The 15,430-nt window shown below is 62.8% G+C and carries 13 protein-coding genes; 3 read left to right on the top strand and 10 right to left on the bottom strand.

The genetic code is table 11. The features are described from left to right. Positions 1 to 28: 28 nt before the first annotated feature. A complete protein-coding gene (locus KTR60_RS03335; RefSeq protein ID WP_073512064.1) occupies positions 29 to 1,438 on the top strand; it encodes an acyl-CoA synthetase in 1,410 nt (469 codons plus the stop codon). Positions 1,439 to 1,470: 32 nt separating this feature from the next. Here KTR60_RS03335 and KTR60_RS03330 read toward each other — a convergent pair whose 3' ends face one another. The 7 genes from KTR60_RS03330 to dacB form a co-directional block, all read right to left on the bottom strand. Beyond that, entirely contained in the window at positions 1,471 to 3,840 is a 2,370-nt protein-coding gene (locus tag KTR60_RS03330) for an RDD family protein (protein ID WP_228401852.1), read from the bottom strand. 46 nt (positions 3,841 to 3,886) lie between these two features. Then, positions 3,887 to 6,208: a PQQ-binding-like beta-propeller repeat protein gene (locus KTR60_RS03325; protein ID WP_228401851.1), complete on the bottom strand. Its 2,322-nt coding sequence runs from the start codon at positions 6,206 to 6,208 to the stop codon at positions 3,887 to 3,889. 22 nt (positions 6,209 to 6,230) lie between these two features. Next, positions 6,231 to 6,896 carry a DUF4190 domain-containing protein gene (locus KTR60_RS03320; RefSeq protein WP_020968343.1) on the bottom strand — a complete coding sequence of 222 codons (666 nt, stop codon included), beginning with the start codon at positions 6,894 to 6,896 and terminating at the stop codon, positions 6,231 to 6,233. Positions 6,897 to 7,018: 122 nt separating this feature from the next. Continuing rightward, complete coding sequence (gene hpt / locus KTR60_RS03315; protein WP_003941159.1) at positions 7,019 to 7,573, bottom strand: hypoxanthine phosphoribosyltransferase; 555 nt, start codon at positions 7,571 to 7,573, stop codon at positions 7,019 to 7,021. 3 nt (positions 7,574 to 7,576) lie between these two features. Beyond that, entirely contained in the window at positions 7,577 to 8,554 is a 978-nt protein-coding gene (tilS, locus tag KTR60_RS03310) for a tRNA lysidine(34) synthetase TilS (protein WP_228401850.1), read from the bottom strand. Then, positions 8,555 to 9,628 (bottom strand): zinc-dependent metalloprotease, encoded by a 1,074-nt coding sequence (locus KTR60_RS03305; RefSeq protein ID WP_054187886.1) that lies wholly within the window; start codon positions 9,626 to 9,628, stop codon positions 8,555 to 8,557. It lies immediately after the preceding gene. Continuing rightward, positions 9,628 to 11,037: a D-alanyl-D-alanine carboxypeptidase/D-alanyl-D-alanine-endopeptidase gene (dacB, locus tag KTR60_RS03300; protein ID WP_228401849.1), complete on the bottom strand. Its 1,410-nt coding sequence runs from the start codon at positions 11,035 to 11,037 to the stop codon at positions 9,628 to 9,630. The genes KTR60_RS03305 and dacB overlap by 1 nt, the downstream gene beginning before the upstream one ends. A 103-nt stretch (positions 11,038 to 11,140) precedes the next feature. Here dacB and KTR60_RS03295 point away from each other — a divergent pair, with 103 nt between their 5' ends. Continuing rightward, entirely contained in the window at positions 11,141 to 11,632 is a 492-nt protein-coding gene (locus KTR60_RS03295) for an inorganic diphosphatase (RefSeq protein WP_003941181.1), read from the top strand. A gap of 106 nt (positions 11,633 to 11,738) precedes the next feature. Here the strand turns inward: KTR60_RS03295 and KTR60_RS03290 are convergent, their stop codons facing one another. The 3 genes from KTR60_RS03290 to KTR60_RS03280 form a co-directional block, all read right to left on the bottom strand. Then, positions 11,739 to 12,569 carry a crotonase/enoyl-CoA hydratase family protein gene (locus KTR60_RS03290; protein WP_228401848.1) on the bottom strand — a complete coding sequence of 277 codons (831 nt, stop codon included), beginning with the start codon at positions 12,567 to 12,569 and terminating at the stop codon, positions 11,739 to 11,741. Between the two features lie 46 nt (positions 12,570 to 12,615). Then, positions 12,616 to 12,822, bottom strand: coding sequence for a hypothetical protein (locus KTR60_RS03285; protein ID WP_124568973.1), 207 nt, complete (start codon positions 12,820 to 12,822; stop codon positions 12,616 to 12,618). A gap of 133 nt (positions 12,823 to 12,955) precedes the next feature. Further along, positions 12,956 to 14,485, bottom strand: coding sequence for an LCP family protein (locus KTR60_RS03280; RefSeq protein ID WP_228401847.1), 1,530 nt, complete (start codon positions 14,483 to 14,485; stop codon positions 12,956 to 12,958). A 122-nt stretch (positions 14,486 to 14,607) separates the two neighbouring features. Here KTR60_RS03280 and KTR60_RS03275 point away from each other — a divergent pair, with 122 nt between their 5' ends. Continuing rightward, entirely contained in the window at positions 14,608 to 15,426 is an 819-nt protein-coding gene (locus KTR60_RS03275) for a polysaccharide deacetylase family protein (protein WP_065456184.1), read from the top strand. Positions 15,427 to 15,430 lie beyond the last annotated feature (4 nt).

Here is a 15,430-nt window from a genome sequence, read left to right as displayed (position 1 = left end):
ATCTTCGCTCAAAGAAAGGGAACTCGCGATGAACAGCGAATCCACACTTCTGCGCTCCCTCGACCCCCGCATCTTCGACGATCACGGAGCGGCGGTCAGTTTCGGCGAAGGCGCAACCCTCTCTCGCGCCGACTTGTTTGCCGCCGCCACCGCGGTCGCCGATCGAATCCACGGTGCACAGCGAGTGGCAGTACAAGCCGCCGCCGGCCTCGAGACAGTGGTCGCCGTCGCCGGCGCACTGATCGCCGGTGTTGCCGTGGTCCCGATCCCGCCGGACTCCGGCCCGCTCGAACGTCAGCACATCATCGCCGATTCCCAGGCCGAACTGATACTCGGAGACGGACCGTCGGATTCGAGTATCCCGTTGATTCCCATCGATATTCACGCGCGATCTGCGACGTCCTATCCCGAACCGAGCGCGGCAGCTACCGCACTGATCATGTACACCTCAGGAACCACCGGAGCTCCGAAAGGCGTTGTCCTCTCGCGAGCATCGATCGCAGCGGATCTCGACGCGCTCGCTCATGTGTGGAATTGGACGCCAGAGGACACACTCGTCCACGGACTGCCCCTCTTCCACGTCCACGGGTTGATTCTCGGCGTGTTGGGCGCCTTGCGCGTGGGTTCGCCACTGATTCATACCTTCAGACCAACTCCGGATTCGTATGCCGCAGCGGGTGGCTCGTTGTACTTCGGTGTTCCGACCGTCTGGTCACGCGTGTGCGGTGATCCCTCGGCGGCAGCAGCATTGCGATCCGCGCGCTTGCTCGTGTCCGGAAGTGCACCACTTCCGGTTCCATTGTTCGAGCGGATGAAATCGCTGACCGGGTTGGCTCCCGTCGAGCGCTACGGAATGAGTGAAACCCTCATCACCGTCAGCACGACGCACGACGGCGAACGTCGCCCGGGTTGGGTCGGGCACGCCGTTCCGGGAGTCAGGACGAGGTTGCGCGGCGAGAACGGCCAATTGTCGGCGCACGACGGAGAGCAGCTTGGGCAACTGGAAGTTGCGGGCGCCGTTCTCTTCGACGAGTACCTCGGGAACCCCTCGAAGACAGCGGAATCCATGACCGAAGACGGCTGGTTCCGCACCGGCGACATCGCGGTGATCGACGACAGCGGATTCCACCGCATCGTAGGTCGCGAGTCGGTCGACATGATCAAGTCCGGTGGATACCGCATCGGTGCCGGCGAGGTGGAACAGGCACTTCTGGCATACCCCGGCGTTCGCGAGGCCGCCGTCGTCGGTATGCCGGACGACGATCTCGGCCAGCGCATAGTCGCCTTCATCGTCGGCGACGTAGCCGACTGCGCTGTGGTTTCGGACTTCGTCGCCGAATCACTGTCGATCCACAAGCGCCCACGCCAGGTTTGTCTGGTGGACAGCTTGCCGCGCAACGCTATGGGCAAGGTCCAGAAGAAGCTGCTGACGCCCTGAAGGTGTGCTTGTTTCACTCGAAGCGTGCTCGCTCACTGCCTGGTGACCACGACGACGGCATCAGCCATCCGATCGTGGAAGCCGCGGACGTCCGGTGCGCTACTGATCGAAACGATGATCGCGATCGAAATAGCGACTGTTACCAGAGAACCGAGAATGCTCGCGACACTGCCCAACGACAACGAATTCAGCATGCCGACGAGCTCGTCACCACTACCGAGCATGGCCAACGCCGAAACAGCCGATCCGAGGTACATGGGGATCACGAATGCATTCCGTTTGAAGGACTGCGCCAGGGCCGGACGCGCACCTCCTACCGAGCGAACGCCTATTCCGAGGGCGAGTTTACCCAGGGTTACCCCGAATGCCGACTCTCCCCATACGAAGTACACGATCGAACCGATCCCGATCATGAGGCCGATCAGACCCGAACTTGTCCGGTAGGAATCGAAGTCGAATCCGTTTCCGAGCGTCGCGGTGGAGATCATTCCGCCGACGACCGACACAACTGCGAGAATGGCAAAATCGATGAACCGCGCGGCAACTCGTATCCCGGCTCCGGCCGGCCGAAACCCACCAGGCCGGAGTGGAACGCCGGTCGGCCCATACCCCGGGTCCGGTGGCGGCACGGCAAATTGCGGCACGGCCGATCGCGGTGCGAACGGTTGCACAATTTCGCCGCTGGAGCTGGACTCCGGTCCGCTCGAAATGAACGTCTCGGTCGCAGGTTCAGGTTCAGGTTCAGGTAGACCGAATTGCCCAGCAGCCCTTCGGTCCAACGCCACATCCACAGCCGGATCACCCAGCGCTTCGAGCCACGTCACAAGATCGTCGTACGTCGACGGATTCGCAGCAATCGCCGGCCGCAACTCCGGCGAACTCGACGCAATCTCGAACAGCACCGCCGCCGGAGTCCGCGGATCCGCAGCCTCGAGAGCACGCCCCGAAGGCCGAACGGGCTGTCCGAGATTCGGTATCGCAGCTGTAACCGTGGTGGCCGACGCGAACAGTTGCACCCCCGCATACAATTTCCGAACAGCCGGTGAGACTGTGAGAGCGAGAGCAACCAGAACCACCAGCATCGCCATGGCGAGATCGAATATCCATGCACTGTAATATATTTCGCCATACATGGCCGACTGCACCACGAGACGAGCGATCATCAGGACGAGCAAGCCGAGACAGACTCCGAGACCGACCTCGCGTGACGGGCGAGGGTCGAGCGAAAAATACCGAAGCGACAGTGATCTGACTCCGACAACGGCAAGAATCCCGAAGAGTATCGCGAGAACAGCGAGCACTAACGCATCTCCCCACGGCACGATGCCAAATTGCGTTGCTGCCATTGCGATCTGAGAGAATCCAACACCGAAGCTCCACACCGCGATCAACAGCATGCCGTTTCGTGCCGCTGCGAGCCAGACGTATCCGGGGTGCGTCCCGTCGCCGACGGACGCAACACCGAATGGAATGAATGTAATTGCGGCTGCGGCAATCAAGAACGTGATGCCGTAGTAGGGACTAGCCGTGACCGTGTGGAACAGCTCGACACTTGTGCCCTCGCTGATCGAGTGGAGTAATCCGGCTGCGAGGAGAGCGATGCCGAGCGCGGCGATGGTGAGGCGCCAGGACGCAAACCGTCTGGCGAGACCGACTGCCGCAACACCCACCACGACGATCGGAACGGCCGACGACACGAAGAGAACGATCAGGCTCTCGAATGTCTGCGGCCCGTCGTAATATCGGTAGCGACTGACGGAGACCAGGATGTAGATCAGCGCGAGTAGCGCCGAGGCCACTGACGACCCCCAAGCCACAAACACAAGCGGCTTCACCAACGCCAACCATCGCGGCGCGGTTCGAGGGTCGATGCGAATTTCGGCCGCGCGCGGTTGAGCTGCGAGCAGGGCGCCGGCAAGCCCGAACCACGCTCCAGCGCCAACCCCGTTGCCGGTGAAAGTACTCGAACTCTCACTGAATCGGAACATTCCACGAATGACGTCGTAGACGACAAGACCCACAACAGTGGCAATGAGGGGTCCGTTGGCCACCAGACGCAGCACACGTATCTGCCCGACATTCCAATTCGGCCCGAGCATTCCGAGTCGCGCCACGTACGGCAGTAACAGCGACGCCAGCGACAGCAGTGTCGGCAGAACCAGAAGCAGCACAAGAGCACTCGAACCGACGCGGGCTATTCCGACGGTCGCACTCCACGGTAAGAAGAGCGACACGAACAGCAGTGCCGCGGCTGTCCCGTCGCGGGTGTAGTCACCGATCCGAATATCCACGAACGCAGATCGCGTCGGTGAATAGCTCTGTGGCGGTGAATACATGCCGTGCGACTGGGGCGAACCGCTTATTGATGGTTCACCGGGTTGACGCGAGTTGTCTTCGGTCATTCGCCAAGCTCCTCAGATGTGGGAAGTGCGCCGAACGGGTCAGGCACTATCGCCGATATTTAGTGGTCTCCGACGAATCGCGATCGTTGCTGACGATCTTGGCGAAGCATTGATCGTTGGCAATCCGCTTCGAATCGCACCACCCGTTGGCCGCATCCGCATCCGCAAACGTCAAGCCTGCGACGGTTATCCACCAACCCCGGAGATCGAAGGTCCGCCATTCGTCACTCCAGAGCAGACGCACCTCCGGATACATGAGACGAAGTTCGAGATGCTGTCGCAGGATCTGGGCAGCAGTCCAATGCACCTGAGCGCCATTGATATCCGCCGCATCGAGTCCGACCCGCTTGGAGGAGATCTGAGCCACCCACCTGTTCGCGAGGTCACCGATCACAAAGGGGCGATCGGCGTCGGCCTGAGCCCGGAGGGCGTCGAGACTCGCAGATTCGACGTCGCCCGTTGTCGGCTGCGCGCTACGTGTGGGTCGGATCGGCGTATTGGTGTCACTTCGCGATGCCGGCCCGGATGTCAGGCTGGTATCACTCGTCCCCTCGTCCTCGCATTCGACGAGTTGAGCACCTGACGCTCTCGAATTGGTCAGACTCGAAGACTCACCGAGAGTGTTCGGCAGCCTCCAGAAGCTACCGAGGTCGTACAGGAACTCGCGCTGGATCGAGTTCGTCGTGTTCGTCCCATCGGTTCGGGGAAGATAGATCGGCGCATCGGAGAAGTCGAACACCGCCGATGCAACGCTCTGGCCGGTGTCGGTGATCGATACACGAAGCGCGTCGGTGGAGACGATGTCTCCGCCGGGACATGATGCTTTCATTTCCATTAGAACGACGAGACCCTCTGCCTGCGTGCGGTATTCAACCGGCGTCAGGGTCGGTGTCCGTCCGCATTTCGTGACGTACTCGTTGCCTCCGTCGAATTCAGGGACAGCGGGCAGCCTGCCCGGTGCTCCTGACGGTCCGCCGGTCGGTGGGTAGTAGAGGAATCTGTCATTGGAGATCGAGGCGAGTCCGTCGTGGGCCTTCGACCAAGACCAGTGGTTGGTGTGGGAATCGAGGGACCAACTGACAGAGCCGTCGTCGAGTTCGACGGCGAGTACCCTGCCGTCGTTAGGATGGACGAGAATTCGCTCACCGTCCGAGACCGAGTAAGAGAAGTAGTCGCCGATCTTGGTCGACCACAACTGTTCCCCGGTGTCGATTCGGTAGGCCGAGAGCGTGTCCGAGTCGTTGCCCAACACGATGTCGCCGACGATCCGGCGTAGCGAGAAGTGGTCTCCGCCGATGACCGACCACAGCTCGGTGCCGTCGTTCATGTCGTAGGCACCGTGCGAGCCGATGTACGGACGAGATTTCGATGCCGAGACAAGCCACGGTGATGCCGGTGCGTCTTCGTCAACTCTAAATCTCTCGGCACCGTCACGGTCGGACACGATGCTGGAGTATCCGTCCGACGCAAATGGCATCGCACAGAGGACGCCGGCAAAACCTTGTCCTGGAAGTGCCTCGTAGCCACCCAGATTCGGATTCGAAAGCAGTGCGCCATCGACCGCGTTGAGCGCCGTAGATCCGATGCTCGAGTAATAGACGATGCCGTCGACGATCTCGAACGAATGCGAATCGCCGGATCCGACGCAGTCGGTTTCCGGTGGAGTTGTCGTTGTCCACGCCGCATCGAGGTCAGTGGGGGTTCCGCGCGAAATCACCAGCCCGGACTGGCTACCGCCGACAGTGAAGACCGCTCCGTCGGAAACCTCGACCAAGGTGGCCGTATCGGTGTCGACACTCGAACGAATCGCCCCCGAGTCGAGCGAGAAGGAAACGACTCGAGCTGTTCCACCAGGGTTCCTGACGACACAAGGTAGGGCTGCATCGATCGCGGTGGTCGCACACGACACCGTGCCGGCGACCGGCGTTTGCCATCGAATGGATCCGCTCTCGGCGTCGACTGCAACAAGTTGGGACTGCTGGCCCTGCTGTGGACCGACCGTAGTGATCAGAGTCTGTCCCACGTCGATGAATCTCGCCGTTCCATAGCTCGCACCGAGCGAATCCGGCCACAGAAATCTTCCGCCCGGCAGAACCTCGTCAACGTCCAACGACCACCCTGGCGTCGGCTGCGTCGGGTAAGTGTTGACCAGCTGGCCTGCCACCGGTCCATCGGTGTCTCCCGACCGGAGAATCGTGACAACGGTGACGGCGCCTGCGGCGAGGGCCGCGACGGCGGTAAGGGCTGCAACGGCAACAATCCATCCTCGGCCACGAGATCGAGAGGGCGGAGGATGTCCGGCAACCAGAGCCTGCGGTGGTGAAGGTGGGGGTGGTGGGGGAGGTGGGGGCGGGGGCGGCAACGTCATCGGTTGTGTCTCCCTCTGTCGATCATTCGTCCGCTAGGCAAAGCACTACGACAGGACTCTCTTTGCGAACCCAATCGGCGGTGCACGAAGATGTGGACGTGCCGCGGCTGACTACCCGGTGAGTGGCGCTGCTCGAGCTGCATGAGACCGGACTGACGTATGTCTCGCTGGTCCCGTCGCCCTTGTCTGCCCCGAGCCTTCGTACGACGCAGTCACCTACCGAGGCATTGGCGATGACCGACGCCGTGTCGCTTCCGCTGTACGTCGGCGCCACCGTCCGGGATGTGGTGGTCGCATACGTCGGATAAGTCGTACTCGACGATTCAGATGTGTAGTAGAGAGAAGACGCGCTGTCGTAGTCGTCGAACGCGCGGGTGACTGCATTGGCAATGAGAAACATCCACACGATCGACAGCACCAGAAGCGCGGTGAAGATGTAGCCGATGACCAGACCGGCGATTGCAAGTCCTCGCCCCTGCTCACCGGTTCGTTTGATCTGCGCCAGCGAAATGTGGCCGAGCACAATGCCGACCGGCGCCAGCACGAGCGCCCCGACCAGGGCGGCAATTGCGAGGCCGTTTGTGGTCGGAGGTTGGTACAGAACGCCCTGCGGTTGGGCACTCCAGTACTGCTGCTCCCCACCAGGCGGGGGCGGTGGTGGCGGTGGCGGTGGTGGCGGAAGGGTCACCGAATAAGCCGTCGATAGCGCATTCCGTGAATCTAGCGACGCCTCGGAGACCTGTCTGTCGTCCGTTCGGCGGACTGATGCAGAGGTGCCGAAATGTGAAGAGTTCTAACCGGCGAGCAGGCTCAGCCGCCGTAGACCTCGGGGTCCAGGGTGCCGATGTACGGCAGATCGCGGTACCGCTCGGCGTAGTCGAGGCCGTAACCTACGACGAACTCGTTGGGGATGTCGAAGCCCACGTCGCGGACGTCGACGTCGATCTTGACCGCATCCGGCTTGCGGAGCAGGGTGACAACCTCGAGCGAAGCGGGATTACGTGTCTTGAGGTTGCGCATCAGCCACGACAGCGTGAGACCGGAGTCGATGATGTCCTCGACGATCAGCACGTGGCGACCGGCGATGTCCTTGTCGAGGTCCTTGAGGATGCGGACGACACCCGAAGACGAGGTCGAGGATCCGTAGGAGCTGACGGCCATGAATTCCATCTGCGACGGGATCGGCAGGGCGCGGGCGAAGTCGGTCATGAAGAAGACCGCTCCCTTGAGGACGCCGATCAGCAGGAGATCCCCTTCGGGGGCGCCTGCCGGGTAACGCTTGGCGATGTCCTCAGCCAGTTCCGCCGTTCGTGCACGGATCTGTTCTTCGGAGATCAGTACCGATGCGATGTCGCCCTCGTACACGCGTCAAACCCTTCGTCGGTCTTCGAATCCGAGGATCAGCCTGCCACGTCGCCGGGCCGCCACCAACCTCGCCTCCGGTGTTCCGCCCCCGATCGCGACGCCGCCTTGCCCCCGCCAGTCGGTCACCAGGGCGTCGACTGCGCGTAACTGTTTGTCCGTCAATGCTTTTGCGCCGCCCTGCAGGAGCCAGGCCCGCAGAGCGCGTCGACGGATTGCGGTGGGCGCTTCGGCAAGTGTGTCCACTTCCACTTCTCCGTCGACGACAACCCGTAGGAGTAGGGCTTCGGCGTACTCGTCGAGCGCCTCGCCGTCTTCACGCAACTGCGTCGCGGTTCGGGCCAACGCTTCGGGAACTCCCCCGCCGAGAATTTCTTCGAGCAGCGGCAACGCCTCGTGCCGCAGACGCACGCGAGTGAACTCGGGATTGTTGTTGTGCGGGTCCTCCCACGGCGTGATGCCCAGGTCGACGCAGGCCGCCCTGGTCACCGATCGCCGGATGCCGAGTAGCGGCCGTCCCCAGGGAGCGTCGAATGCAGCCATACCTTGAATCGATCGCCCACCGGACCCGCGCGAGAGTCCGAGAAGCACGGTCTCGGCCTGATCGTCGAGCGTGTGTCCGAGCAGAACCGGGAGGTCAGCCCTCGCGTCGCGTAGGGCGTTGTACCGAGCCTCACGCGCAGCGGCCTCGAGACTCCCACCATCGGCTACGTCGACGGTCAGGACCGTCGCGGTCCGGCAACCCAGCGCCAGCGCCTGGTCTGCGGCCGAGCGCGCGACGGCATCCGAACCATCTTGTAGGCGATGGTCCACGATCAACGCGTCGACCGAATCGGTTTCCGCCACCGCTGCTGCTGTCAGGGCCAACGAATCGGCTCCCCCGGACAGGGCGACGACCACACGGCGTCGTGGCTCGAATGCGACCGTCCATGCCCGCACGGCCTGTCGCAGCGCCAGTAGGGCAGGCGTCTCAGGCAGCAGCATCTAGCCGAGAACGCGCTTTACCCACGCGTCGGGATTGTCGATCTCGTCCAGCAACGGCAAGGTCTCGGGCCCGGTCCAGATGGTGTTGAACTGCTCCATGCCGACCTTGAGAACCACCGCGTCGACGAAGGCCTTGCCGCGTACGTACTGCGCCATCTTGGCGTCCATGCCGAGAAGCATCTTGATGATCCGCTGCACGGGGTTGGACTTGCGCTGCCGACGCTTGTCGAAGGCCGCGCGGATCGTTGCCACCGACGGCACCACAGCGGGACCGACGGCGTCCATCACGTGGTCTGCATGCCCTTCCAGGAGAGTGCCGAGTACGAGCATCCGATCCAGCGCGTCACGCTGGGGTTCCGCCTGCGAGGCGCGCAGCAGTCCGATGATGCCGCCCGCCGTCGCACCGTCACTGGAGTCGGGTTCCTTCCGCGAGCGCAGCTCTGCAGCAAGGCGCCCGACAACGTCGGTCATCGACTCGTCCACCGTCGCACCAAGCGTTTCGACGGATTCCTTCATGTACTCCGCGAGCCACGGCGAGGACGAGAACTGGACCCGGTGAGTGACCTCGTGCAGGCAGACCCACAACCGGAAGTCACTCGGGTTCAGCCGAAGGGACCGTTCGACGGAGACGATGTTCGGTGTGACCAGAAGCAGGGTGCCGTGCTCGCCGGTGAACGGGTCGTACTGCCCGAGGATCGCCGAAGACAGGTACGCCAGCATGGCGCCGGCCTGCAAGCCCGCCGGCTTTCCGACGATGAGATTGCCACTGCCGTCGGGATCCGCGCCGGTGAGATGTGCCATCGACCGCGAGGCTGCCGTGATCCACCCGGCCCGGTCAAGCACGTCAGCGGCCGGGACCGGTAGACCGTCGGCCAGCCCGGTCACTTCACGAACCGGCAGTTCTGCGCGCTCGGACGCTTCGGCGAGTTCTGCGGTTGCCGTCTCGGCCGTGTAGCGAGACATCGCGGGGCCGCCGCGCGCCAGTTTTATCCCGGCTTTGGCGGCAAGACTCCAGTCGACGGCACCACCGAGCGGAGCCGAGGCGTCATCATCTTGTGGAGTCTTTTCGGCCACTATTGGCACCCGCAATTCCTCAATGCTCCGGCAATCGCGTCCAGGGCAGGACGGCTCACTTCTGGCGGCCGGTCATTGGACATCAGTGCGAAGGTGAGCACTCGCCCGTTCTGATCGACCACGAACCCTGACAACGCGCTGGCCGTCGAGAGAGTTCCCGTCTTGGCCCGCACCCAACCCGCACCGGTTCGGTTTCCGGACGCGTAGCGGTCGGACAAACTTCCTGTTCCGCCGGCCACCGGAAGGTAGTCCAGCAGGGGGCGCAGTTTCGGATCACCGTCACCGGCCGCAGCCGTCATGACCCGATCGAGTACCTGAGCAGGAATGAGATCGTCGACGGACAGCCCGCTGGAATCGTGCAACGAAACTCCGGTGTAATCGAACCCGGCCGCCTGCAGGGTCTTGCCGGTCGCGTCGACTGCTCCGGTGAACGAGGCTTCGATTCCGGAGGCAATCGCGACCTCACGCCCGATGGTCTCGGCGAGCACGTTGTCGGAATGTTCCATCATCTGCAGCAACCGGTCGCTCAGCGGTGCCGACTGCACGGTCGCGATCGGCTTGGCACCGGCAGGCGCGGCGCCGAGACTCACGTTGGCGGGATCGACACCGAGCGCCTGAGCGAGAACCTTGCCCGCGTCCAACGCGGGAGTTTCCGAACGCGGTGACTCGTCTTGAGTGCCGTCGTACCGACCGCCTTCGATCATCACCGATTCGACCGGGGTGATGTAGCCCGCCGCGATGTCCGCGGTAAACCAGCCGGTGGCCATGTTGTCGCCCTTGAACAAGCTCGAATCCACCACGACGCTGTTCACCGGCGTACCGGCAGCCTTGATCTGGTCGACGAGATCCGCGATGTGCGCTGCGTTGGCGTAGTACCCGCTCTGCCCCTTCGGCGTCGCCGTCAGCGTCGGGTCACCGCCGCCGACCAGAACGACCTGCCCGGGGCTCGTTCCGGGCACCACCGTCGTGGACAGCCGGTGGTCGAGCGGCAACTTCAGCAGTGCCGCCGATGCGGTCAGCACCTTCGTCGTGGACGCGGGCGTCATCGGCGTCGACGGGTCCGTGCTCCAGAGAATGTTTCCGGTGAGCGCATCAGCGACTACTCCGGTGAACTTCCCCAGATCCGGGTTGGCCACGGCCGGGCCGATCGCCGCTGCGATTCCCGACGCGCTCGGGATCGGTGCGTCCGTCGGGACGGGCACCACCTGGGGTGACGGCGTCACGAGCGCAGGCTGAGGCGACGTAGTCACGGTCGTGCTGCCCGCGGTGTCGTTCGACGTACCGAGTTTCACGACGACAACTCCGGCGACGGCCAGTACAACCACTGCACCGACCGCCAGAAGGATGCGGAAGTTACGCCGTCGACTCTCTTCCAACGAGCCGATCTTCTTCTTTCCTTGGCCCGCCAACGCCCCTCCGTCTGTGCTCTGCCTACTGGGTGGTCAGGCAACCTTATCCTTGACCCGATATCCTTCCGACGAATCATTACCGACACGACAGCGAGGAATCGGCGTGGAGTTCGACGTCACCATCGAGATCCCCAAGGGTCAGCGCAACAAGTACGAGGTCGACCACGTAACCGGTCGCGTCAAACTCGATCGCTACCTCTACACAGCTTTCGGCTACCCGGCCGACTACGGCTTCATCGAAAACACCCTGGGTGAGGACGGCGATCCGCTCGACGCCATGGTCCTGCTCCCCGAGTCGGTCTTCCCCGGCGTCATCGTCGAGGCTCGCGCAGTCGCGATGTTCAAGATGGTCGACGAGGCCGGCGGAGACGACAAGGTCCTCTGCGTTCCGGCCGGTGACCCCCGCTGGGATCACATCCAGGATCTGGGTGACATCTCACAGTTCGAGCTCGATGCGATCAAGCACTTTTTCGTCCACTACAAGGACCTCGAGCCGAACAAGCACGTCGAGGCAGCCAACTGGGTCGGCCGCGCCGAGGCAGAGGCCGAGATCGAGGCTTCGATCAAGCGTCTCGCTGCCAACGGCGGTCACTGAGCTCGAGTTCTCAGGCCTTACGAAAATCCCCGCACATCGGAAGATGTGCGGGGATTTTTGTGCTGTTTTTACTCGCCCTTGCAGTTCCTACTCACCCTTGCAGTTCCTACTCACCCTGGAAGACCGGCGGGCGCTTCTGGAAGACGGCGGTGATGGCCTCGGTCAGATCCTGCGAAGGCAGGAACGCCGCGTTCCAGGCTGCGACGTAGCGAAGGCTGTCGTTCACGCTCGCACTGCGGGTGTGATCGAGCACGTCCTTGATCCCGTGGACGACGAGCGGCGGGTTGAGCGCAATCTCCTTGGCGGTCGCGCGCGCCGCGACCAGCACTGCGTCGGCATCGTCGAACACGTCGTTGACGAGACCGATCTTCTCGGCGCGCGCTGCGTCGATGTCCTTGCCGGTCAGAGCCAACTCACGCAGGTGTCCGTCGCCGATGATCGCGGGCAGACGTGCGAGACTGCCCATGTCTGCGACGATCGCGACCTTGACCTCTCGGATGCTGAACTTGGCATCGGCACTTGCGTAGCGGATGTCCGCCGCCGTGATGAGGTCGACGCCGCCGCCGATGCACCAGCCCTGAACAGCTGCAACGACGGGCTTGCGGCAGTCTGCGACGGCATTGATGCCCGACTGCATGCGCTTGATCATGTCGTGGAACTTGGTGCGCGGGCCTGCCTGAGCCTTGTCCGCGAGGACGGCACCGAATTCACCGCTCATCGCCGGCAGGTCCAGTCCGAACGAGAAGTGCTTGCCGGAACCGGCGATGACGATTGCACGCACCTCGGGGTCGGCGTCGAGGTCGGCGAAGATTTCGGGGAGTTCACTCCAGAAATCCGGCCCCATCGCGTTGCCCTTGCTCGGCCCGATCAGCGTCACCTGGGCGATGTTGTCTTCGCGCTCGACGGTGAACGCATTCCAGCTCTTCTGTTCAGTCATTACTCAAGAGTAACTAAAGGTCGGGCTCAGCCGAAGACCGCTGCCTTCATCCGAAGATTCCTGCCTCGTCAAGTACCAGTACGACGAGGGTGACGGCCATCAGGGCGAACATGATGAGCATCGCCATCCTGGCCGCCCGCTCACTGGTCGGTGGGAAAACGCGCTGCGCCGGATGCTCGGCCACGTACTCGGACAAGGACATGGTCCTGGCACGTGAGCGTGTCGGATTCTGTACCGCTGCTGTTGTAGCCATGTCGGTGATCCTTTCAACTACGCAATCTCAGTCAGGTACCCCAAAGGTGAAGTACCCGACTGAGTTCGACTTCTCCAATGTAGACCCGCAGATCGAAGAAGTCAGCGTGAGTTTGGTGCGAACTACCTGAGAGTTAGTCCACACAGGGGATGCCGCCATTCGCGTCGGCCCGGATGGGTGATCCCTGCGCTCCCGTATCGGGAACGGTGCCGGCGGATACGGACGAGTCCGACTGCGCCGGAGCGGCCGAGAACACGGCCTGCGCATTGTCCTCACCGATCAGTACAGACACTGATTCGGCCGCTGCCTGCTCGTTAGGCACTGCGGCCACGCCCAACTGCTCGGCCAGCGCCTCTGCGACGGCTTTGGCGCCGACTCCATAGCTGACCACCGACTTTGCCGTCGCAGCTGCGGTGCTCACCTCTCCGACTTCGACTCCCGACGCTTTCGTCGCCGCTGCCAACGCGGCGCCCAACCCGTCCGTCGCGGTTCCGTTGCGGATGTCCACAACTTCGTTCCCGGTCGAGACAGCAGTGTCCATCGCAGGTGCAGATGCCGAGCCACCTCCCGCGAAGATCCGCGACACTTCACTACGCAGACGCGCCGGATCGACCATGTTGACGTCCTGGCCGTCGACGGTCTCGTATCCCTCGATCGGCAGGGTGTAGAAGTCGATGTTCCCACCTGCGAGAGCGCTTGCCTGAGAAGCGAATCGGACGGGATCCATGGCAGAATCGATCACCACATCCTTCTTCACCACGTCGGCCAGTGCCGTCATCTTCGGAATGTTTCCGATGACGCCGGAGCCCTTCAAGTTGGCGATCACCGCGCTGATGAAAGCCTGCTGCCGGTGGGTGCGATCCAAGTCCCCGTTGTCCAGGCCGTGGCGTTGACGGACAAACGAAAGTGCCTGTGACGGATCGAGAGTCTGAACTCCGGCCGGGAAGTTGGCGCCCGAGAAGTCATCCTGCACCGGATTGTTGAGGCACACCTGAACGGGGCCGATAGCCGAGACGACGTCGTAGAAGCCCATCAGGTTCACTTCGGCAAAGTGATCGATCGGAACCTTGAGCAGATTCTGCACGGTGGTCAGTGTCGACCGTCTTCCGACTTCACGCGCTTGTTGCTCTCGTGCAGCAGGATCCGTCACACCGTCCGCTATGAGTTTGGCGTCCGCATCAGCCTTCGCCATTCCGTACGCTTCCTTGATCTTGGCCATTCCGTAGCCGGGAACAGCGACGTAGTCGTCGCGTGGGATCGCCACCGCACTGGCCTTGCCGCCATCGCCCGGAACATGGAGCAGGATAAGCGTGTTCGTGTTGTATCCACCCACATCGCTGTCCCCCGCATGCAGCTTGTCGGTGACGAACTCTGCCGGCAGATCGCTGCCGTCCATCGCCTTGCGACTGTCGAGCCCGATCAACAAGATGTTGGTATCCCCGTCGAGCGAACTGCCGGCGTCGTCACCGAGGGCGGAGAGCGCATCCGACCGGTACAGCCCCGACGTCAAATCCGACTGCACGTACCAGCCGATTCCGACGCCCACCAGAATCGTCGTCGACAGGGACGCCGCCGCCAGCTTGCGCCCCACCGAGAGCGTCGACCGCTGCGGTTGACGCTTACGTCTGTGCTTGGTTGCCGAGTGTCGAGGTCGCGGTTCCACGGCCGACACGCTATCCACCGTTCCTGAGTAGAACCTGTCGATACCGGACACGGCTGGTCATTGGCTGAAAAAACGCTGAGAATGAAGTCCGAATAGGGCAAATCTGCTCTAGGCTCCGCCCTGTGGACCGCCGACGCTTCCTCAGTGCCCTCGCAGCAGCAACTCTGACCGGAACCGCCGCGGTGACCATGGGAACCGCTTGTTCGTCACGTTCGGTCGGGACGGCAATCGCTGCAGCCGACGAACCAACCGACCCCGTCCCTGTCCCGGATCTCCCGCCTGCCTTGTTGCCGCCTCCACCGCCGTCTGCCCGGGTGCCGCTGCCCGCCGGCGGATCGTTGACCGCGTTACCCGGCGGTGGGGATCTGTTTGCCCTGACGGTTGACGACGGAGCCAGCTCCGAAGTCGTGCGCCTCTACACACAGTTCGCAAAAGACACCGGCATCCGTTTGACGTACTTCGTCAACGGGCAATACAACTCGTGGACCGAAAACGCCGGACTTCTCAGACCGCTGGTCGAGAGCGGACAAATTCAGCTCGGCAATCACACCTACTCGCACCCGGATCTGACGTCTGTGTCGAAGCAGCAGATCGCCGACGAGCTGACGAAGAACGGCACGTTCCTGCGCAACACCTACGGCGTGGACGCGGCGCCGTACTTTCGGCCGCCGTATGGAAGGCACAACGCGACAGTCGATTCCGTGGCCGCGAGCGTCGGCTACACCGTGCCCACCCTCTGGTACGGATCACTGTCGGATTCTTCGTTGATCACCGAGGAGTACATCCTCCAAATGGCGAACCAGTACTTCAATCCGGGGGCCATCGTGATCGGGCACCTCAACTATCTGCCCGTGACCCACGTGTATCCGCATCTGGTGGACATCATCCGGAGCCGAAACCTGCGGACTGTCACGCTCAACGATGTTTATCTGAAGCCGTGACGCC

This window comes from Rhodococcus sp. C1, from assembly GCF_020809065.1.
Classification (GTDB): domain Bacteria; phylum Actinomycetota; class Actinomycetes; order Mycobacteriales; family Mycobacteriaceae; genus Rhodococcus_F; species Rhodococcus_F qingshengii.
This window is presented reverse-complemented; position numbering and strand designations above follow the sequence as displayed.